The 20,725-nt window shown below is 48.4% G+C and carries 15 protein-coding genes; 8 read left to right on the top strand and 7 right to left on the bottom strand.

The window, feature by feature from the left end; all coding sequences use genetic code 11:
- The first annotated feature begins 55 nt into the window (after positions 1 to 55).
- Together NQ510_RS06970 and NQ510_RS06965 are read left to right on the top strand one after the other, a co-directional pair.
- Complete coding sequence (locus NQ510_RS06970; protein WP_165860120.1) at positions 56 to 223, top strand: hypothetical protein; 168 nt, start codon at positions 56 to 58, stop codon at positions 221 to 223.
- A complete protein-coding gene (locus tag NQ510_RS06965; RefSeq protein ID WP_005828493.1) occupies positions 208 to 531 on the top strand; it encodes a type II toxin-antitoxin system RelE/ParE family toxin in 324 nt (107 codons plus the stop codon). Before NQ510_RS06970 ends, NQ510_RS06965 begins: the two co-directional genes overlap by 16 nt.
- A gap of 485 nt (positions 532 to 1,016) precedes the next feature.
- Here NQ510_RS06965 and thrC read toward each other — a convergent pair whose 3' ends face one another.
- The 3 genes from thrC to thrA form a co-directional block, all read right to left on the bottom strand.
- On the bottom strand, positions 1,017 to 2,318 hold the full coding sequence (thrC, locus tag NQ510_RS06960; protein ID WP_005828500.1) for a threonine synthase: 1,302 nt from the start codon (positions 2,316 to 2,318) through the stop codon (positions 1,017 to 1,019).
- 70 nt (positions 2,319 to 2,388) lie between these two features.
- Positions 2,389 to 3,648, bottom strand: coding sequence for a cofactor-independent phosphoglycerate mutase (locus tag NQ510_RS06955; protein WP_005828502.1), 1,260 nt, complete (start codon positions 3,646 to 3,648; stop codon positions 2,389 to 2,391).
- A 21-nt stretch (positions 3,649 to 3,669) separates the two neighbouring features.
- Complete coding sequence (gene thrA / locus NQ510_RS06950; protein WP_005828504.1) at positions 3,670 to 6,102, bottom strand: bifunctional aspartate kinase/homoserine dehydrogenase I; 2,433 nt, start codon at positions 6,100 to 6,102, stop codon at positions 3,670 to 3,672.
- A 448-nt stretch (positions 6,103 to 6,550) separates the two neighbouring features.
- Between thrA and NQ510_RS06945 the strand changes: the two genes are divergently transcribed.
- The gene (locus tag NQ510_RS06945; RefSeq protein WP_005828507.1) at positions 6,551 to 7,588 is read left to right on the top strand and encodes an asparaginase; all 1,038 of its coding nucleotides are present in this window, start codon (positions 6,551 to 6,553) and stop codon (positions 7,586 to 7,588) included.
- A gap of 10 nt (positions 7,589 to 7,598) precedes the next feature.
- Here NQ510_RS06945 and NQ510_RS06940 read toward each other — a convergent pair whose 3' ends face one another.
- On the bottom strand, positions 7,599 to 8,141 hold the full coding sequence (locus NQ510_RS06940; RefSeq protein ID WP_005828510.1) for a beta-class carbonic anhydrase: 543 nt from the start codon (positions 8,139 to 8,141) through the stop codon (positions 7,599 to 7,601).
- A gap of 121 nt (positions 8,142 to 8,262) precedes the next feature.
- Here NQ510_RS06940 and radA point away from each other — a divergent pair, with 121 nt between their 5' ends.
- From radA to NQ510_RS06915, 5 genes are all read left to right on the top strand, one after another.
- Complete coding sequence (radA, locus tag NQ510_RS06935; protein ID WP_008665988.1) at positions 8,263 to 9,630, top strand: DNA repair protein RadA; 1,368 nt, start codon at positions 8,263 to 8,265, stop codon at positions 9,628 to 9,630.
- Between the two features lie 5 nt (positions 9,631 to 9,635).
- On the top strand, positions 9,636 to 11,258 hold the full coding sequence (locus NQ510_RS06930; RefSeq protein WP_005828513.1) for an NAD(P)/FAD-dependent oxidoreductase: 1,623 nt from the start codon (positions 9,636 to 9,638) through the stop codon (positions 11,256 to 11,258).
- A gap of 106 nt (positions 11,259 to 11,364) precedes the next feature.
- On the top strand, positions 11,365 to 15,357 hold the full coding sequence (locus tag NQ510_RS06925; protein WP_005828515.1) for a hybrid sensor histidine kinase/response regulator transcription factor: 3,993 nt from the start codon (positions 11,365 to 11,367) through the stop codon (positions 15,355 to 15,357).
- 89 nt (positions 15,358 to 15,446) lie between these two features.
- Positions 15,447 to 16,058 (top strand): helix-turn-helix transcriptional regulator, encoded by a 612-nt coding sequence (locus NQ510_RS06920; protein WP_005828517.1) that lies wholly within the window; start codon positions 15,447 to 15,449, stop codon positions 16,056 to 16,058.
- Between the two features lie 265 nt (positions 16,059 to 16,323).
- A complete protein-coding gene (locus NQ510_RS06915; RefSeq protein ID WP_005828519.1) occupies positions 16,324 to 18,780 on the top strand; it encodes a TonB-dependent receptor in 2,457 nt (818 codons plus the stop codon).
- A gap of 112 nt (positions 18,781 to 18,892) precedes the next feature.
- Here NQ510_RS06915 and NQ510_RS06910 read toward each other — a convergent pair whose 3' ends face one another.
- From NQ510_RS06910 to NQ510_RS06900, 3 genes are all read right to left on the bottom strand, one after another.
- Positions 18,893 to 19,297 carry a type II toxin-antitoxin system VapC family toxin gene (locus NQ510_RS06910; protein WP_005828521.1) on the bottom strand — a complete coding sequence of 135 codons (405 nt, stop codon included), beginning with the start codon at positions 19,295 to 19,297 and terminating at the stop codon, positions 18,893 to 18,895.
- On the bottom strand, positions 19,294 to 19,581 hold the full coding sequence (locus NQ510_RS06905) for a hypothetical protein (RefSeq protein WP_005828523.1): 288 nt from the start codon (positions 19,579 to 19,581) through the stop codon (positions 19,294 to 19,296). Before NQ510_RS06905 ends, NQ510_RS06910 begins: the two co-directional genes overlap by 4 nt.
- Positions 19,582 to 19,657: 76 nt before the next feature.
- Positions 19,658 to 20,713, bottom strand: coding sequence for a hypothetical protein (locus tag NQ510_RS06900; protein WP_005828525.1), 1,056 nt, complete (start codon positions 20,711 to 20,713; stop codon positions 19,658 to 19,660).
- Positions 20,714 to 20,725: the final 12 nt, after the last annotated feature.

Below are 20,725 nucleotides of genomic sequence, written 5' to 3'. Positions count from 1 at the left end.
TCCCCTCAAACAATTCATTACTTTGAAATGTTTTAAGGAAAAAGGAGATAACGTTATGGCAAAAGTTAAAGAAGAGCAATCGTCCCAGCAAACAAAGCAAGTCCTCGCATTCTCCACCCGGCTACGCCATGACCTTAAGAAAGCCTGCCGGCAACTGGATGAGGGAGAAGGACAAGAGGATGTCACAATCAGTAAGGAGGTGGAAGCATGGCTAAACAAATAATCTGGTCGCCACTTGCCAAAGAAGCTCTGAAGGACCTGCTGATTTCCTCGCAAGAAAGAGATGGCAACAAACGGTGTGGCGGGGCTCTGTACACCTTGTTCCAAAATGCATTGTACCGTGTCACGCTGAATCCGTTTATCGGACAGCCCACCGAAGCAGAGAACATACGGTACATCATTCCGCATCCCGACTATACGCTTCTTTACCGGCACAGTCTCCGGAAGATTGAAGTGCTTGTGCTATGGAACAACCATCATAAGTTGGGCAGCATGATAAACATCATCCGGGAAGAACCCGATACAGAATAAAGCAGCCAATCTTGTCAAGAGCAGATTTATGGAAGATTAACGGAACAGACGCATGATCGTCCGTTCATATAGCCGGAACAAACCATGTATCCGTCCCGAACATATCATCCGTTTATCCTCGACACACCATCTGTCAGCGCTGAACATATCATCCGAAAGCTCGGAGCTTTTCATCCGAAACATCCGGACTTTTCGTCAAAAACATCCGAGCTTTTCGTCAAAACCGCCGGGATTTTCCAAGCAAATGCCCACCATTCCGCTTGCTGAAGTGGAGGATTAAATCTGCAAAGCACTGGTTTAGGAGAGTAGACCCTAAGGTTTGGCAAATGAAGTGACGGAAGAACACAACAAAAAAGGAGAAGCGATGCCTCTCCTTTTATGCTAATTTAAAATTGAATCTGAACTAAGATTGCAGTTACAAAGATACAACATCCGAAAGGCAATGTCAAGTAATCCGGTGTTTTTCTTTACTGACGTCCCATTCTTTATACATGCATCAGATATTGCTTGAAGTCCGCAAAGTCCTTCGACATTGGCAGGCTCTTCTTCTCGCCGCGCATAAAGGCCTGAAGCTTGGCAGGTATTTCTACGGCTTCACCGATAATCTTCTCCACTGTATCCTTGAACTTCGCCGGATGGGCCGTTTCCAAGAATACGCCCGTTTCGCCGGGTTTCAGTCCTTCGGCCAGGGCCCGGAAGCCGCAGGCTCCGTGCGGGTCGAGCAGGTAATGGTCCTTCTTCCACACTTCCCGCATGGTTTCGGCAATCTGCTCGTCGGTATAAGTGGCACCGCTGATTTCGGCAGAGATGGCGGCATGGCTGCCTCCGTAAAGGTCGAGTACACGGGCAAAGTTACTCGGGTCGCCCACATCCATCGCGTTGGCAATGGTAGCGATGCTGGGACGCGGCGTATAAACACCTGTCTGCAAATATTGGAAGAAGATATCATTGCGGTTGTTGGAAGCGATAAAGCGTTCCACGGGCAGTCCCATACGCTTGCCGAAGAGGCCGGCAGTGATGTTACCGAAGTTACCGCTGGGTACACACACGACGGCATTGCCTCCCTTGCCGGCACGTTTCAGTTGAGCATAGGCATAAAAGTAATAGAATGCCTGCGGCAAGAAACGCGCCACGTTGATGGAATTGGCACTGGTCAGTTGCAGATGTTCGTTGAGCTCGCGGTCCATAAAAGCGGATTTAACCAAAGCCTGGCAATCGTCGAACGTACCATCGACCTCAATAGCCGTGATATTCTGCCCTAAGGTAGTGAACTGTTTCTCCTGGATTTCACTGACTTTTCCCTTCGGGTAGAGCACATAGACGTGTATGCCTTCCACACCGAGGAAACCATTGGCAACGGCACTGCCCGTATCACCGGAGGTAGCAACAAGCACATTGACTTGCTTCTTGCCCTCTTTCTTGATAAAGTATCCCAGCAAACGCGCCATGAAGCGACCGCCTACATCCTTAAAGGCAAGCGTCGGACCATGGAACAGCTCAAGCGAATAAATATTCTTTGTCACCCGGACCAGAGGGACATCGAAACTGAGTGTGTCATAAACAATCTGTTTCAGCGTATCGGCAGGAACATCCTCGCCAAAGAAAGCATCTGCCACGCGATAGGCTATCTCCTGAAAGCTGAGTGTATCGATGCTATCGTAAAACTCTTGTGGCAGAGTTTTGATTGTAAAGGGCATGAAAAGCCCCTTGTCTGCGGCAAGCCCCTTTACCACGGCCTCTTCAAGAGTGGCTTCGGGGGCTTGTTTGTTGGTGCTATAATATTTCATTGCGGTATTTTTTTATTCACCACAGAGTCTCACAGAATTCTCTATAAATAAAACCCCGTAAAACTCTGTGTTACTCTGTGGTGGAACTCATAAATTCATTAATAAACTCGTCTTCTTTCATCAGTCCGTAACTGCCTTCGCAGGCTGCCACTTCATCAAATGTCCGTACTTCGTCAGCCTCGATACCCGGATGCCAAATGAGGAACGGGATAGGTTCGGCCGTATGCGTACGGAGTTCGCAGGGAGTGGGATGGTCGGGCAATACGGAGATAGCAACGGGTTCCTCCCAATCCTTCACAGCCTCGTAGATAGGACCTACGGCACGGCTGTCCAGATTCTCAATCGTCATAATCTTCAAGGGGACATTTCCTTCGTGACCGGCCTCATCACTGGCCTCGATATGCAGGTAGACAAAATCATCCGTCCGCAATGCATCAAGGGCGGCAGCCACCTTATTCTCATAGTTGGTATCATAAAGCCCCGTCGCACCTTCTACGGTGATGCGCCGCAATCCGGCATAGTAGCCGATGCCGTTAATCAAATCCACGGCAGAAATCACAGCACCACGCTTCACCTGCGGGAACTTGTCTGAAAGGCGCTCCATCTGCGGACGATAACCGGGACTCCACGGCCAGATGCTATTGGCAGGGTCCTTACCCTCGGCCTTCCGCTTCATGTTGACCGGATGGTTTTCCAGCAACACTTGCGAACGGAGAATCAAATCATTAATCAAATCGGCAGTCTGCTTCGGAGTAAGCTCTGCACCGCCTTCGGGGACCGAAATATTCTCCGTACCCTCCATCGGCTTCACCATCAACGGACGGAAAGGCCTCAAAGGGACATCGTGGGGCGGCGTACAGTCAATGCGCTTGTCCCCTCCTTTTATTACCAGCAGATGGCGGTATTGCACGCCCGTATGGAAATGCACGCGGTCATTACCCAAATGCTCCTGAAGGTATTTTACCAACACATCCGCTTCCTCTGTAGTAATGTGCCCGGCAGAATGATTCTTGATATTGTCTCCCTCGATACAGATAATGTTGCAGCGCATCGCCATCTCACCCGGCTGCAAGTCCACACCGATACTCGCCGCCTCCAATGGACCGCGGCCTTCGTACACCTTCGGCAGGTTATAGCCCAGAACGGACATATTCGCCACCTCACTGCCGGGATGAAATCCCTCGGCCACCGTCACCAGCCTTCCCACACGTCCCATGCGTGCCAGCTTGTCCATATAGGGAGTTGCAGCCGCCTGCAGCAAGGTTTTGCCTCCCAGAGCCTTCACGGGCCAGTCGGCCATACCATCACCCAATATAATGATGTGTTTCATCTTTCTATATTACGATTTAGATTAAACGTTTGCAATGCTCATAATATCCGCAAATACCCCCGCAGCCGTTACACCCGCACCGGCTCCGTAGCCTTGTATCATCATCGGATATTCCTTATAGCGTGCCGTGGTCAGCAGGATGATGTTATTGCTGCCTTCCAGCCCGTAGAACGGATGGTTGGCGCCGACTTCCTGCAAACCGACAGATGCTTTGCCATTTTCCAGTTTGGCTACGAAACGCCAATGCTTGTTCTCGGCTTCCAACACCTTGCGGCGGGCTTCGAAATCGGCATCGAGGCTCGGCACTTTCTTCCAGAAGTCATCCAGGGAGCCTTCAAAGAAGTCATCGGGCACAAAGAGGTTCTTCTCAACATCGCTCTGTTCCAAACAGTAACCGGCCTCGCGTGCCAGAATCACCAGTTTGCGGATAACATCCTTTCCGCTGAGGTCGATACGCGGATCGGGCTCGGAGTAACGTTCCTCCTGCGCCATCTTAATGGTCTTGCTGAAAGGAATGTCGGCACTGATTTTATTGAAGATATAGTTCAACGTACCGCTCAGCACGGCTTCAATCTTCAATATCTTATCACCGCTATGGATAAGGTCGTTAATGGTATTGATGATGGGGAGTCCGGCGCCTACATTGGTTTCAAACAAGTACTTCACACCGCGTTGGCGGGCAATCTGTTTCAGTTCACGGTAGTTCTCGTATTCGGAAGAAGCAGCAATCTTGTTAGCAGCCACTACCGAAACATTGTGCAGCAGCAAGTCCTTGTAAAGGGAAGCCACGCCTGCACTTGCCGTACAGTCCACAAAGACAGAGTTAAAGATGTTCATACCGATAATCTCATTACGCAGCGTTTCCAGAGAGCTGTCCTTTCCCTTCTCCTGCAGTTCTTCACGAAAACGTCCCAAATCGAAACCTTCGCGGCTGAACATGGCTTTGTTTGCATCGGCAATGCCCACTACATTCAGCTGCAGGCCGTTCTCCTGCATCAGCTTCTGGCGCTGGCTGTGAATTTGCTCTATCAAGCTGCCGCCTACGGTTCCTATGCCGCAGATAAAAAGATTCAGTACCTGATATTCCGACAAGAAGAAAGAATCATGGATGACATTCAGCGATTTGCGCAATGATTTGCTGTCCACTACAAACGAGATGTTGGTTTCCGAAGCACCCTGCGCACAAGCAATCACATTGATACCGTTACGCCCCAACGTACCGAACAGCTTTCCGGCAATACCCGGCGTATGCTTCATGTTCTCGCCTACGATGGCCACGGTAGCCAGGTTCTTTTCTGCCTGAATAGGAGAAATTTCTCCCATCTCTATTTCTTTGGCAAACTCCTCGTTCAGCACCTCGCAAGCCAGATCAGCATCCGCATTGCGCACACCGATAGACGTTGAATTCTCCGAAGAAGCCTGGGACACAAGGAACACACTGATGCCATTCTTTGCCAGCGCCTTGAAGATACGGTAGTTCACACCGATGACACCTACCATACCAAGGCCTTGCACTGTAATTAGGCTCGTATCATTGATGGATGAAATACCCTTGATGGCCTTGCTTTGCGGGTCGGAAACCTCTCGCTTGATGACAGTTCCCACACCCTCCGGATTGAAGGTATTCTTCACCAGAATGGGGATATTCTTGTGGCAAACCGGATAGATTGTAGGCGGATAGACCACTTTCGCACCGAAGTTACAAAGCTCCGTAGCTTCCACATAGCTCAATTCATTGATAGTGTATGCCCTGGAAATCACACGCGGGTCAGCTGTCATGAATCCGTCTACATCCGTCCAGATTTCCAGACTGTCGGCATCCAGTGCAGCAGCAATGATTGCCGCCGTATAGTCAGAGCCACCTCTACCCAGGTTCGTTACCTCTCCCGTCATTTTGTCTGTGGAGATAAAACCCGGAACCAATACGCGTTTGGGCAGGCTACTGAATGTCTCGCGCACCAACGAATTTGTCAGCTCCGTATCCAGCACATGCTTGGAATGCTTCTTTTCCGTCTTGATAAACTTGCGTGAGTCAAACCACTCCGCTCCCGTCAACTGGGCAACGATGATAGATGAAAGACGTTCGCCATAGCTCACAATCGTATCGGACGTCTTCTGCGAAAGGTCCTTTATCAGATAAATGCCCTGAAAGATGTCCTTCAGCTCGTTGAGCAGCTCACCAATCTGGCGTTGCAAGGCAACCTGCGCCTCGCCTGCCGGAATCACTTCCTTAATCATTTCCACATGACGATAGACAATCTCCCGGAACTCATTCTCGTAAGAAGCATCACCGGCTGCCGCCATTCTAGAGGTGTTTATCAACTTGTCCGTGATGCCGCCCAATGCGGACACCACCACGATAACCGGTTCATCGACTGCTTCTACAATTCTCTTGACGCTCAAAATACTGTTCACGGAACCTACGGACGTTCCGCCGAATTTCATTACTTTCATTTCTCTTTATATTGTTGAGATGGTTGATACAATGTGTCGGAAACAAGCTGCTACGGCTTGCATTGACTTTAATTAAATGGAAAAACTGCTTGAAAATGGTGTAACACGTAGAAACACAAAATACTATCCCTAACCCCTAAGGGTCATGGTCCACATGGATGTGACTGTATGTTGATAGTACTTGTTCATAGTCTCTTGTTTCTATCATTTATGATAAGTGTTGCAAAAGTAACAATAAAAACATTCAATCTATCACTTTTTGCGACTTTTTTGCGATAAAAATGCAGAAAGCCTCTAAAAAGGCAAGAAATATGCACAACTTACGGCTTACACTTTCACACTTTCCATACCTTTTTTCTGTATATCCGTTTATTCTTTTCTAACATTTTGCTATCACTCTCAATATATATCATTATATTTGCATGGAAAACATGAAAGAAAAGTGCGCATGAACCCAGAAAATACTTCCGTTTTGCTAATATACACCGGTGGAACTATCGGAATGATAGAGAATGCAGAAACCGGCGCCCTGGAAAGCTTCAACTTCGAGCAGTTGCAGAAACATGTTCCCGAACTTCAGAGATTTGCGTTCCGTATCGACACTTATCAATTCGACCCGCCCATGGATTCCTCGGACATGGACCCCGATGCCTGGCGCAAACTGGTACGCATCATCAGCAACAACTACAACCAATATACAGGCTTCGTCATCCTGCATGGCACAGACACCATGGCCTACACAGCTTCTGCACTCAGCTTCATGCTTGAAGGGCTGAACAAGCCCGTCATCCTAACCGGCTCGCAACTGCCCATTGGCGTGCTCCGCACAGACGGCAAGGAAAACCTGCTGACCAGCATCGAAATAGCCACCGACCGCCACTCCAACGGACAGCCCATCGTACCCGAAGTCTGCATCTTCTTCGAAAACCACCTGATGCGCGGCAACCGTACCACCAAAATGAACGCGGAGAACTTCAATGCTTTCCGTTCCTTCAATTATCCGGTACTCGCTTCCGCCGGTATACATATTAAATATAATAATGTGCAAATTCATACGCACGGCACTCCCCACGAACTGGAGCCTCATTATCTGCTTGATACCAACATCGCCATACTGAAGCTTTTTCCAGGTATTCAGGAAAATGTCGTGGCAGCCATACTTGCCACTAAAGGACTGAAGGCCGTAGTCCTCGAAACCTACGGTTCCGGCAACGCTCCCCGAAAGGAATGGTTTCTACGCCACCTGCATGATGCCTGCGAACAAGGCATCATCATTGTCAACGTCACCCAATGCAGTGCCGGCACTGTTGAAATGGAGCGCTATGAAACCGGTTACCAACTGATGCAGGCAGGAGTTGTCTGCGGATATGACAGCACAACGGAATCTGCCGTAACCAAGCTGATGTTCCTTCTGGGGCACGATTATCCACCTGCCGAAATACGCGAACTGATGGGACGACCGCTGGCAGGGGAAATTACCGTGTGAAGCACAACTATCACTGCACCGGGGTCAATTCTCCCGTCACAGAATCTATTATGAAACCGCTGACATTGATATCATTCGGTATCAGCGGATGATTGATAATAGCTTCCACCGTACCCTTTACCGATTTCTCCGTATCTTCGAATCCATACAGCCAAGACTCGAAATCCACTCCGCAGAAACGAATCATATCAATCGTCTCCTGCTTGATGCCCCAGGCCTTCATATGCTCTATCATCTGGGCGCTGCTCATGTGGCACGCACCGCAATCGGAGTGGGCAATAACCATCACTTCCGTCACGCCCAACTCGTAAATGGCCACCATCAGGCTACGAATGACACTACCGAACGGATGTGAAATGATTCCACCCGCATTCTTTATCATCTTCACATCGCCGTTCTTGATGCCCAAGGCTGCCGGCAGTAAAGCGGTCAAACGGGTATCCATACAAGAGAGGATGGCAATCTTCTTATCCGGGTATTTATTCGTGATGTATTTCTCATACCCCTTCTCGGCTACAAAACGCTTGTTGTATGCAAGAATATCTTCTATCATGGCTTTTATAACATGTTATTGTTTTCTACTCACAAAAATAAAAAAACTCTATGGGAGTCTGCAAGCCCTGCATCGAAAAATTGTACCTTTGGGCAATCATTTTAGAAGAGAATGCACAACTATGGCTAAAGAGAAGACGGTTTATGTATGCAGCAACTGCGGACAAGACTCTCCCAAATGGGTAGGCAAGTGTCCGTCGTGCGGAATGTGGAACACGTATGTGGAAGAGGTGGTACGGAAAGAAGTGGTGAACAAACGTCCCGTATCGGGTATAGAGACCGCCAAAGCCAAACCCGTAACCCTCCATGAAATTGTAGCCGATGACGAACCGCGCATCGATCTCCATGATGCCGAACTGAACCGGGTACTGGGTGGCGGTCTGGTACAAGGTTCTCTTGTATTAATTGGCGGCGAACCGGGTATCGGGAAATCCACCCTGGTGCTACAAACCGTACTCCGTATACCGGAGAAACGTATCCTCTACGTCTCCGGCGAAGAAAGTACCCGTCAGTTGAAACTGCGTGCCGACCGTTTGACAAGTGCTTCCAGTGATTGCCTCATCGTGTGCGAAACTTCCCTGGAACAGATTTACGTCCATATCAAGAACATCCGCCCGGACATCGTCATCATCGACTCCATACAGACGATTTCTACCGAAACCCTTGAATCGTCGCCGGGGAGTATTGCCCAGGTACGGGAATGTTCCGCCTCCATCCTGCGCTTTGCCAAGGAAACGCATACGGCGGTCATCCTTATCGGGCATATCAATAAGGAAGGAAGCATAGCCGGCCCCAAGGTACTGGAACATATCGTGGATACCGTACTCCAGTTCGAGGGCGACCAGCACTACATGTACCGCATCCTGCGCAGCATCAAGAACCGCTTCGGAAGCACTGCCGAACTGGGTATTTACGAAATGCGGCAAGATGGATTACGGCAGGTGAGCAACCCATCCGAACTGCTGCTGAGCCAAGACCATGAAGGTATGAGCGGCATAGCCATCGCCTCCGCGATAGAAGGCATCAGACCGTTCCCCATCGAGACGCAGGCATTGGTCAGCAGTGCCGTATATGGTAACCCACAACGCTCTGCCACAGGGTTCGACATCCGCCGCATGAATATGCTGCTGGCCGTATTGGAAAAACGTGTAGGCTTCAAACTGGCACAGAAAGATGTATTTCTCAATATTGCCGGCGGATTGAAAGTGAACGACCCGGCAATAGACCTTGCCGTCATCAGCGCCATCCTCTCCAGCAACATGGACACGGCCATAGAGCCAGAGGTGTGCATGGCAGGAGAAATAGGTCTGTCGGGAGAGATACGCCCGGTAAACCGCATTGAGCAGCGCATCGGAGAAGCAGAGAAACTTGGCTTCAAGCGTTTTATACTTCCCAAGTATAATATGCAGGGACTCAATACCCAAAAGATAAAAATAGAATTAATACCGGTACGGAAGGTAGAAGAGGCATTCCGTGCCTTATTCGGATAATCGTTATGATACAAGAATACCAACTACGCGTATTGCCCGAAGTAGCGGCAAACGAGCAACGCCTGAAAGAGTACTTAATACACGAAAAAGGACTGAATGCACGGGAGATAACCGCAGCGCGTATCTTGAAGCGCAGTATCGATGCCCGCCAACGGACAATCTATATCAACCTCAACGTACGGGCATATCTGAACGAAATGCCGAAAGAGGACGAATATCAACATACCTTATATAATAATGTAGAAGGAAAGCCCCAAGTAGTAGTGGTAGGCGCCGGTCCCGGAGGACTCTTCGCCGCCCTGCGACTGATAGAGCTCGGTCTGCGCCCCGTCATTGTGGAGCGTGGAAAGGACGTACGGGAACGCAAGAAAGACTTGGCGCAAATCAGCCGCCAGCAACTCGTCAACCCGGAGTCCAATTACAGCTTCGGAGAGGGAGGTGCCGGAGCCTACTCGGATGGCAAGCTGTACACACGCAGCAAAAAGCGCGGCAATGTAGACAAGATTCTGAATGTCTTCTGTCAACATGGAGCCTCCACTTCCATACTGGTAGATGCACATCCGCACATAGGTACGGACAAACTGCCGCGTGTTATTGAAAACATGCGGAACACTATCATCCAGTGCGGTGGCGAAGTCCACTTTGAAACACGCATGGACGCCCTACTCATAGAGAAGGATGAAATCAAAGGCATTGAAACAAATACCGGCAAGACTTTCCTTGGCCCGGTGATACTTGCCACCGGTCACTCTGCCCGGGACGTATACCGCTGGCTTGCCGCCAACAATGTAGAGATTGAAGCTAAAGGCATTGCCGTAGGCGTACGACTGGAACACCCCGCCACCTTGATAGACCAAATACAATATCACAACCGGAACGGACGGGGAAAATATCTGCCTGCCGCCGAATATAGCTTTGTAAACCAGGTGGACGGACGAGGAGTATATAGCTTTTGCATGTGTCCCGGCGGCTTCGTTGTGCCCGCCGCCAGCGGTCCCGAGCAGATTGTAGTCAACGGGATGAGTCCCAGCAACCGCGGTTCCCGTTGGAGCAATTCGGGAATGGTGGTAGAGCTACGCCCGGAAGACTTGGAGCAATTTACTATTGACAATTTACAATTTACAATTGCTATGCAGCACGACAGCGCAGCCAATTGTCAATTGTCAACTGCCAATTCTCCATTGAGTATGATGCATTTTCAAGAGTATCTAGAGTACCTCTGCTGGCAACAAGGCAATATGAAGCAGACAGCACCGGCACAGAGAATGGTGGACTTCACCAAGAAGAAACTAAGCTACGACCTGCCGGAAACCTCATACGCACCAGGCTTGGTATCCTCACCTCTCCACTTCTGGATGCCCTCTTTCATTGCAGAACGCCTGAGCAAAGGTTTCCAGCTATTCGGGAAATACAGCCGGGGGTTATTGACGAACGAGGCGACAATGATTGGAGTGGAAACCCGCACATCGGCACCGGTACGCATAACAAGAGACAAGGAAACACTGCAACATGTACGTATAAAAGGATTGTTCCCTTGCGGAGAAGGCGCCGGATATGCCGGAGGCATCGTTTCTGCCGGGATTGACGGCGAACGGTGTGCAGAAGCTGCAAAGGCATTCCTTGGTTAAGCTGCAATATTGACATTTAAATTTTGAAATCTCACTTTTTCTCGTTTAATTTGTAAACTATTATCACACGCATGTTGTTATATTGTATTTATAGATAAATATTTATATGAGATTCATCATAAACATTGTATGCTTTCTATTCCTTTTACCCCTCATTGCCACGGCGCAAACTTATAAATACATAGGAGTAGAAAACGGATTGAGTAACCGCAGAATCTTCGACATTCAAAAGGATTCGATAGGTTACATGTGGTTCCTCACCAACGAAGGCATAGACCGGTACAATGGAAAAGACATCAAACATTATAAATTAATAGGAGAAAACAAAGAATCGAGTTCCCCCATCCATCTCGGCTGGTTGTATTTTGAAGAGAAGGGGAAGTTATGGGTCATAGGTAAAGCCGGCCGCATTTTTCAATACAACCAAGAACACGATGTGTTCAATAAAGTATATAAACTGCCCAAGACACCGGTCAATATCAGCTACGGCTATATGGACCACAATCATAGGATTTGGCTGTGCAGCAGATACAGTATCGCTCTTTACGACACACAAACCGGAGAGACCCATCAAATGCCCAATGAACTGAAAAGTAGCATTACAAGTATCGAACAAGTGGACAACGACCACTTCTTCATGGCCACCAACAAGGGAGTGCGATACGTCAAACTCGAAAACGAAGCATTGCAGATTGTCCCTCTTGAACCTCTTGACAAAATCCAGGCACAAATCAGTGCACTCCATTTCCATCAAGAATCACAAAGACTTTTCATCGGTACTTTTGAAAAAGGAGTTTTTGCCTACGACATACGGCAACAACGGATTATACACTCCAATACGGATTTGAGCGATGTAAACATTGCCCGAATCAGACCTCTGAACCGGACAGAGCTATTGATAGCGACAGAAGGTATGGGCATACACAAAATCAATGTGAACTCGTGCATCTCGGAACCGTACATCACCTCCAGCTACAAAAGTTACAATGAGATGAACAGCAATAACATCAATGACATTTATATTGATGAAGAAAAGCGGATATGGATAGCCAACTACCCGGAAGGGATTACCATTATAGACAACCGGTACAAAAACTATAACTGGATAAAGCATTCCATCGGAAACAGACAATCGCTGGTCAACGATCAGGTACACTCTGTCATTGAAGACAGTGACGGAGACCTATGGTTCGGAACAAGCAACGGAATCAGCCTTTATCAATCGAAAACCGGGCAGTGGCACTCATTCCTAAGTTCCTTCGACCATCAACTGAAAGACAAGAACCACATATTCATTACGCTATGCGAGGTATCACCCGGCATTATTTGGGCAGGAGGATATACTTCGGGAGTATACAAAATAAATAAAAGGACACTCTCGGTAGAATATTTCTCCCCTTACCTGCTCAGTCCGGATAACATACGTCCTGACAAGTATATCCGAGACATTGTTAAAGACTCCAAAGGATATATCTGGTCCGGAGGATTCTATAATCTGAAATGCTTCGATTTGTCTCTGAATTCTGTCCGTCTGTATCCCGGAATAAATTCCGTCACCGCCATTACAGAAAAGGACGACGGACACATGTGGATTGGGACAAGTGCCGGACTGTATCTGCTGGACAAAGAGTCGGGTAGATTCCAATATGTCGCCTTGCAGGAAGAGACGACCTACATCAACACACTTTACCAAGCGGAAGACCTCTCTCTATATATAGGAACAAACGGCTCCGGAGTGGTTGTCTACAACGCAAAGGACAATACGTTCAAGCATTATCACAAGGACAATTGTGCCTTGATTTCAAACAACATCTACACCATACTCCCCGAGTCGGACGGGCATATCCTGATGAGTACCGAAAACGGAATCAGCTGTTTCCACCCTACGGAGAAGACATTCCACAACTGGACTAAAGAGCAAGGGCTGATGTCCTCCTGCTTCAGTGCCTCTTCCGGAACGCTACGCAAGAACAAGGGTTTTGTCTTTGGCAGCACAGACGGAGCCATCGAGTTTCCCGAAGGAACCCGTTTGCCCAAGTACATCTACTCTCCTATGATACTCAGCGATTTTCAGATACTCTATCAGACAGTCTTTCCCGGCAGTCCGAATTCCCCCTTGAAGGAAAACATCAACCAGACAGACCGGTTAAAGCTGAAATATAACCAGAACACTTTTTCCCTCAGTATTTCATCCATCAATTATGACGCGCCGGACAATGTCACTTTCTACTGGAAGCTGGAAGGCTTTTACGATGACTGGAACCGCCTGGGTGAAGAAGGGCATCTCCGCTTCACCAACCTTGCCTCGGGCGATTACAAACTTTACATACGGGCGGTATCCAAGGAAGAGCCTTATCTTTATTTTGAAGAGCGAAGCATCGACATCAGCATTGCGCGCCCCGTCTGGTTCAGTTTTTGGGCCATAGCCTGCTATGTCCTGCTGACAGTACTGATGTCCGTTGTCGGTTTCCGTGTCATGGCACTGAGAAAACAGAAAAAGATATCCGATGAGAAAACCCGTTTCTTTGTCAATACCGCGCATGATATCCGCACGCCATTGACACTGATAAAGGCACCTCTGGAAGAAATGCTTGAAAACAAGACACTGAACGAAGCCGAGACCAACAATATGCACATGGCACTGAGAAATGTCAACTCCCTCCTGCGCATGACTACCAATCTGATAAACTTTGAACGGGCAGAAGTATATTCCCCTCATCTGTACATAGCAGAATATGAATTGAATACTTACATCAAGGAGATATACAACAATTTCCAGACCTATGCCACCATAAAACATATCACTTTCAGATACGAAAGCAATTTCAGCTACATGAATGTATGGTTCGACAAAGAGAAGATGGACTCTATCCTGGAAAATGTCATATCCAATGCTCTGAAGTATACTCCCCAAAATGGCGATATACTCATTTCTGTTTATGACATGAAAAGCTCCTGGAGACTAGAAGTCAAAGATAATGGAATAGGAATTCCCGCCAAAGAACAAAGAAAACTGTTCAAGATGCACTTCCGTGGAACAAATGCCATCAACTCCAAAATAACGGGAAGCGGTATCGGTCTGATGCTGGTGCGGAAGCTGGTAAGCCTGCACAATGGAAAAATATACATTGAGAGCACCGAATGCCAAGGCAGTACTGTCAGAATCATCCTTCCCAAAGAGAAAGAACAGTTCAAGAACTTCACTCTGTCCGTTAAGGATAAGAAGACCTTCTATGAACCGGATGTCCCCACCGTTCCTTTGAAACTTGCCGGAGAACTCCGGACTGAAGACAATGACAAACTGCATCGCATCTTGATTGTAGAAGACAATGACGAGCTGCGCAACTATCTCTTCCAGTCGTTCTCTCCGATTTACAATGTACAAGTATGCAACAACGGCAAGGAAGCGCTGACCATTGTAAAACAATTCTGGCCGGGACTGATTCTTTCCGACATCATGATGCCGGAAATGCGAGGCGACGAATTATGCATCGCCATCAAGAACGATATTGAAACATCCCACATCCCGGTAGTACTGCTGACGGCACTGGGAGATGAAAAGAACATTCTCGAAGGACTCCATATCGGTGCGGACGAATATATTGTAAAACCTTTCAGCATAAACATACTGAAAGCCAGCATTGCCAATCTGCTTGCCAACCGCGCATTGCTGCGCAAGAGATATGCGGATTTGGAAATCAATACAGAAGAAGAGCCCTCCACAACTACCACTTGCTCCAACAGTCTCGACTGGAAATTCATGTCGAATGTAAAGAGACATATCGAGGAGAACATGGATAATCCCGATTTCACAGTAGACGTATTGTGCTCGCTCCTGAATATGAGCCGTACCAGTTTCTACAGTAAACTGAAAGCGCTGACCGGCCAGGCACCGGCAGATTTCGTACGGAATATCCGTTTGAAACATGCTGCCGAGCTATTGAAAGAAGGGAAATATTCCGTGACTGAAGTAGCAGAAAGAACCGGTTTCTGCGATGGGAAATACTTCCGGGAAGTCTTTAAGAAATATTTCAATGTCAGCCCCAGCCAATATGCGAAAGGAGACACTCCCCGCTCCCCAAAAGGAGAGGGAGAATAGTTCTGCATAGGAGAATTTTTCATTTTGCAGCCCCGCACAGACAAACCCTAAAAAATAATCCGTATTTTTGCAGAAACAAAAAAACGAGAATGACTCCTGAAATAGCAATCGTCGACTCCAACACCCTCTCCTGTCTGGGACTGCAGAACTTGCTGGAGGAAATCATCCCGACAGCCATCATCCGCTCTTTCCGTTCCTTTGGCGAACTGATGGATGATACGCCTGACATGTATGTGCATTATTTCATCTCTTCACAGATTTACTTCGAGCATACCGCTTTCTTTCTGGAGCGCAAGCCCAAAACCATTGTGCTGGTCAATGGTGAAACCGTCCCCCAACTGTCGGGCATGCCGACGCTAAACATCTATCAGGACGAACAAAATCTGGCAAAAAACATTCTGCAGCTGCGCCAATACGGAAACCAATACAGACAAAACCACGGAAAGCCGGCACCCGCCAGACACTCGGATATGGCAATAAATACAGCCGCCGGGCACGACCTTTCCGCCCGCGAAATAGAAGTGCTGGTGCTGATTACCAAAGGTCTCATCAACAAGGAGATTGCCGACAAACTGAACATCAGCCTGACCACCGTCATCTCACACCGCAAGAATATCACCGAGAAGCTGGGTATCAAGTCCGTGTCCGGGCTGACTATCTATGCCGTGATGCACGGATATGTGGAAGCGGACAGAATATAATCCTACAACCGGATACATCAGAAGCGAAGTCTTTTCAGAAAGACTTCGCCCCAATTAGTGTGCTAATGTGCTAACATCTAATCGTTCCTCCGTGGGGTAAAAATCGTTCCACCATGGTGGAACGATTTTTACCCCACGGAGGAACGATATTTTTTGCATGATGGAACGATTTAAGATTAGCACTCCAGGAACGAAATCCTAATAAATGAGGATTGTCCCTTCCGCAAGAATCCCTTTACTTTGCAGGTGCTTAAAAAAACAGTTTATGAACAGATATAGAATCTTAGCCGGTATCTTCTGCCTCCTGGCAACCGGCAACGTACTTGCCGAAGAGGCAGACACCTTGAAAGTGGTGGATGTAGAGGAAATAACCGTCATTGCCGCCCCCAAAGAAAACCGGAAACTGCGCGAACAGCCCGCCGCCGTCACCCTGCTTTCGCAGCAGGACATGCAGAACGCACAGGTGAACTCCATCAAGAATCTGACATCCGTAGTGCCCAATATGTTTATCCCCGACTACGGCTCGCGACTGACTTCGGCAGTCTATATCCGCGGCATCGGCTCGCGCATCAACACTCCCTCCGTAGGACTTTATGTAGACAATATACCTTATATAGACAAGTCAGCCTTCGACTTCAGCTATGCCGACGTAGAGCGCATCGACGTGCTACGCGGTCCGCAGGGCACGCTCTACGGGCGCAATGCCATGGGCGGATTGATTAAGGTGCACACCAAATCGCCCTTCTCCTACCAGGGGACGGACTTCCGCATGGGGGCAGGTACGTACAATGCCTATAATACCTCGCTGACCCACTATCACCGCCTTTCGGAACGGTTCGCCTTTTCCACCGGAGGTTTTTACGATTATCAAGGAGGATTCTTCCGCAACACGGTGAGGGACGAGAAAGCGGACAAGGGGCAATCGGCAGGCGGACGCATCCGCGCCATCTACCTCCCCTCGGACAACTGGAAGGTGGACCTAAACATCAACTACGAATACAGCGACCAGGGTGGCTACCCGTATTTCTACCAAGGCAGCCTGGCCCCCGAAGCACAGAGCGAGCCGCTGAAGCCCTACATCGGAAAAATCTCCAATAACGCCCGTAGCAACTACTACCGCAACCTGCTGAACACGGGTCTGAACCTGGAATACCAGGCACAGCACTTCACGTTGAGCATGGTCACCGGCTACCAGTTTCTAAAGGACTGCATGGACATAGACCAGGACTTCACCGCCAACGACATCTATACCCTGCAACAGAAACAACGCTCCCACGCACTGAGCGAGGAAATCATCTTGAAGAGTAAAAGCGGTAGCCGCTGGCAATGGACCACCGGCGCCTTCGGCTTCTACCAATGGCTGAATACGGAAGCTCCCGTCACTTTCAGGGAAGCCGGAATGGGGATGCTGAATCAGATGTTGGGCAGTGTCATCCCATCGCAAATACAAGTAGAGATGGGACCATCCATGAGTATGAATATCCTGCCCTCACTGGGCATCAGCAGCCGGACCATGCCCATCGGGGGCAGTTTCGACACTCCGCTGCTGAATGGGGCACTCTTTCATCAATCCACCTTCAGAGATTTATTCGGGCTGAAAGGAGTGTCGTTCACTGCCGGGTTACGCCTGGATTATGAGCGTATGAAGATGGATTACAACTCCGGCACCAGCCTGGACTACAAGGTGGGCATCAAGGGAGAAATGAAGCGGGGCGACGTCGTCATCCGCGAAATAGAGATGATGCCGGAGACGGCGCTGACCGTAGAGTCGCGCTACCAAGGAAACATTGATAAGGATTATCTTCAGCTGTTGCCCAAGTTTGCTTTGCAGTATGACTTTGCGCGAAACAGAGGAAATGTGTATGCAACGGTCAGCAAAGGTTACCGTTCGGGAGGTTACAACGTGCAGATGTTCTCCGACCTGCTGCAATCCAGTTTGAAGAATGACATGATGCGGCAAAGCAAAGAGGCGATTATGCCCAACGTGCCGGATGCCTACAAAGAGCTGGTGGGTAAATACTTCCCCGATGCGGGAGAGAATCCGGATGCAAAATCCGCCACCGTCTACAAGCCCGAACAGACCTGGAACTACGAAATAGGAACACACTTGAATCTGCTGGACGGACGTCTGCATGCCGACGCCGCCATCTTCTGGCTGGAAACCCGCGACCAGCAGATTTCACGCTTCGCCCCAAGCGGACTGGGACGCGAAACGGCAAATGCCGGCAAAAGCCGCAGCCAGGGGGCAGAGGTTGCCTTGACGGCTGCCGTTGCTACGGACTTCACGCTGAATGCAAGTTATGGTTATACCTATGCCACCTTTAAGGATTACATCACCAACGAGAAAGTGAATGGGGAGCTTCAGGAAATCAGCTACAACGGCAAGTACGTACCCTTTGTTCCCAAGCATACCATGAACGTGGGCGGTCAGTACATCTTCCGCATCCGTCCGGGGCACTGGCTGGACTGCATCCAGCTGAACGCCAACTACACCGGTGCCGGGCGCATCTACTGGACCGAGAAGAATACCGTGAGCCAAGCCTTCTACGGCACGCTGAACGGACGTATCAGCTTCCAGAAAGGACATGGACAGATTGATTTCTGGGTGCGCAATGCACTGGACAAAGAGTATGCTTCGTTCTATTTTGAGAGTATGGGGAACGGATTTATGCAGAAAGGACGGCCTGTGCAGGCGGGAATAGAGTTGAGGTGCAGGTTCTGATTGGAGAGCTTTGTCCCTCCGAAAGTAAAGGAAAATAGAAACGGTCGTTCGGGTACTTACACATTGCATACCCGAACGACCGTTTCTATGTTTCTATCTGACAGAGGAGAAGTTATCCTCTATGTACCCAGTTTTCAATTTCAATATTAGGTATTCTTTCCAGATGTTTCTTGTTTTCAGTAACCATTATCATTTGGTTAGCCACCGCTGTACATCCTATAAATAAGTCCAAATCCTCAATGGGAGTTCCTTGACTATATAAGGCAGCCTTACTCCGGGCATAACAACATAAAGCCGAGGACAAAGGTATTACCTTGATATCTTGGCAGAAATCAGTAACAAGCTGCAAGTTTCTCTCCACATTATTACTTCGCTCTGCACCGAACAACAACTCTGCTACCGTAACCTCCGAAATGCAACAATGTTCCCAGCCCACCTTTTCAATATGTTCGTCTACTCCAAATTTCTGACGCATGAAGCGAACACAAATATTAGTATCAAGCAAATATCGTTTCATTCGTCAAAGGGGCTAAAGTTTTCTTCTTTTCGAGAAAGGCGTGATGCATATATATCATCATTGATTTCATCAGAATCACGATTGTCCTTCCAACTACCGGCATACTTTGCAAGCATACGCTTAGTCAGCAATTTGCTATCTGCCGCTGTCGGAATGGAATGACTATTCTTATTCAAAACCTCCTTCATATATTTTCTGAGGCTCTCCAATGCAGTACTGCTATTGATATTGACTATCTCACGAATCAACTCCAATTTTCCGGCTTCCAACTCCAAACTACTCATAATCAATTCCTCCTTTTAAAAGTTCAACTACAAAGTTACATTTTCCTACTGAATATGGAAAAGTTACAAAGCTTTTTTATTCATTGATAGCTCCGCAATGCGGGCAGACTCCCTTCTCCCTCAGTTTCTGCCCGCATCTGCCGCAACGATAGCGTGAAGCCAGCAGCGAAATGCGAAGCCTTTTGAGGAATACCCATACAAAAGCGGTCAAAAACAAGTATCCGACGTAGATAGATGTAGTCAGGATAAAGAAAAAATAACAGAAGATGCAGCAGGAGGCCAGCCCCAACAGATAGAATACGGCCGCCGCCGGACTTAACTGGCGAAACAAATCGTCGAGTACCGCCAGCAACACCACTATAAACAGCCAGATACCCATCAGAAAAGCAGAAAGCACAAGCGGTACCTTGAACGGCGACAAGGTAGGATTAAAATAGAAGTGTTGCCACGTCTCCGGCGCAAACACTTGTATAGATTCGTAAATAGTGGCACAGAACGCCATCAGCAGACATAGCAACAACGGATAGAGACTGTCTATATCATTAAAGTACACCATCCTCAACTGCTTGCGCCGAAAAGCCCGGAACAGCCAGACTGCCACAAACAAGGCAAAAATAATGATAAAATAAGAGGCATGGGTATCACTGAACAAGTAGATGGCCTGCGAAATGCTGTCTGTAGGAACAAAGGCATGCATCATTTCGGACTCCCGCAACCAACCCTGCACTTCCTGCGAATGGGCAAGCTTCACCCATACACTATCCACACTGTCGGCAGGATGGATGGCGAACTCGGCAACCACCACGCGGTCTCCCCGATAAAGCATATTATAGCAGTCCTTCACGGGCAGACAAGCCAAATTCACAGAATCTGCCAGCACTTCCAGATTGGTATTCCAAGTATAATGCCGCTCAAAAAGATAGGCCAGCGAATCACGCGTCTCCTTAGACAGATGTTCATCTTCAAGATTAGGACGGGAATAATGGCAGGAAACTAAAGCAATGAAGCATGAAAAATAAAGAATGCAGAATAGGAGGGAACGCAGTGAACGCAAAGGATGTTTGTCCCTGCCCGCTTCCCGGTACCGGTCATTTGCCAGCCTTTCATTATGTGCCCGTTCCTCACTCCTCATTTTCAAGTCTTT

Origin of the sequence: Bacteroides uniformis, from assembly GCF_025147485.1 — a bacterium.
GTDB classification, from domain to species: Bacteria; Bacteroidota; Bacteroidia; order Bacteroidales; family Bacteroidaceae; genus Bacteroides; species Bacteroides uniformis.
This window is presented reverse-complemented; position numbering and strand designations above follow the sequence as displayed.

Bases quoted from the DNA above. Each gene is read 5' to 3' on its own strand.
- NQ510_RS06970 (WP_165860120.1), top strand. From the start codon at position 56: ATGGCAAAAGTTAAAGAAGAGCAATCGTCCCAGCAAACAAAGCAAGTC.
- NQ510_RS06965 (WP_005828493.1), top strand. From the start codon at position 208: ATGGCTAAACAAATAATCTGGTCGCCACTTGCCAAAGAAGCTCTGAAG.
- thrC (WP_005828500.1), bottom strand. From the start codon at position 2,318: ATGAAATATTATAGCACCAACAAACAAGCCCCCGAAGCCACTCTTGAA.
- NQ510_RS06955 (WP_005828502.1), bottom strand. From the start codon at position 3,648: ATGAAACACATCATTATATTGGGTGATGGTATGGCCGACTGGCCCGTG.
- thrA (WP_005828504.1), bottom strand. From the start codon at position 6,102: ATGAAAGTAATGAAATTCGGCGGAACGTCCGTAGGTTCCGTGAACAGT.
- NQ510_RS06945 (WP_005828507.1), top strand. From the start codon at position 6,551: ATGAACCCAGAAAATACTTCCGTTTTGCTAATATACACCGGTGGAACT.
- NQ510_RS06940 (WP_005828510.1), bottom strand. From the start codon at position 8,141: ATGATAGAAGATATTCTTGCATACAACAAGCGTTTTGTAGCCGAGAAG.
- radA (WP_008665988.1), top strand. From the start codon at position 8,263: ATGGCTAAAGAGAAGACGGTTTATGTATGCAGCAACTGCGGACAAGAC.
- NQ510_RS06930 (WP_005828513.1), top strand. From the start codon at position 9,636: ATGATACAAGAATACCAACTACGCGTATTGCCCGAAGTAGCGGCAAAC.
- NQ510_RS06925 (WP_005828515.1), top strand. From the start codon at position 11,365: ATGAGATTCATCATAAACATTGTATGCTTTCTATTCCTTTTACCCCTC.
- NQ510_RS06920 (WP_005828517.1), top strand. From the start codon at position 15,447: ATGACTCCTGAAATAGCAATCGTCGACTCCAACACCCTCTCCTGTCTG.
- NQ510_RS06915 (WP_005828519.1), top strand. From the start codon at position 16,324: ATGAACAGATATAGAATCTTAGCCGGTATCTTCTGCCTCCTGGCAACC.
- NQ510_RS06910 (WP_005828521.1), bottom strand. From the start codon at position 19,297: ATGAAACGATATTTGCTTGATACTAATATTTGTGTTCGCTTCATGCGT.
- NQ510_RS06905 (WP_005828523.1), bottom strand. From the start codon at position 19,581: ATGAGTAGTTTGGAGTTGGAAGCCGGAAAATTGGAGTTGATTCGTGAG.
- NQ510_RS06900 (WP_005828525.1), bottom strand. From the start codon at position 20,713: ATGAGGAGTGAGGAACGGGCACATAATGAAAGGCTGGCAAATGACCGG.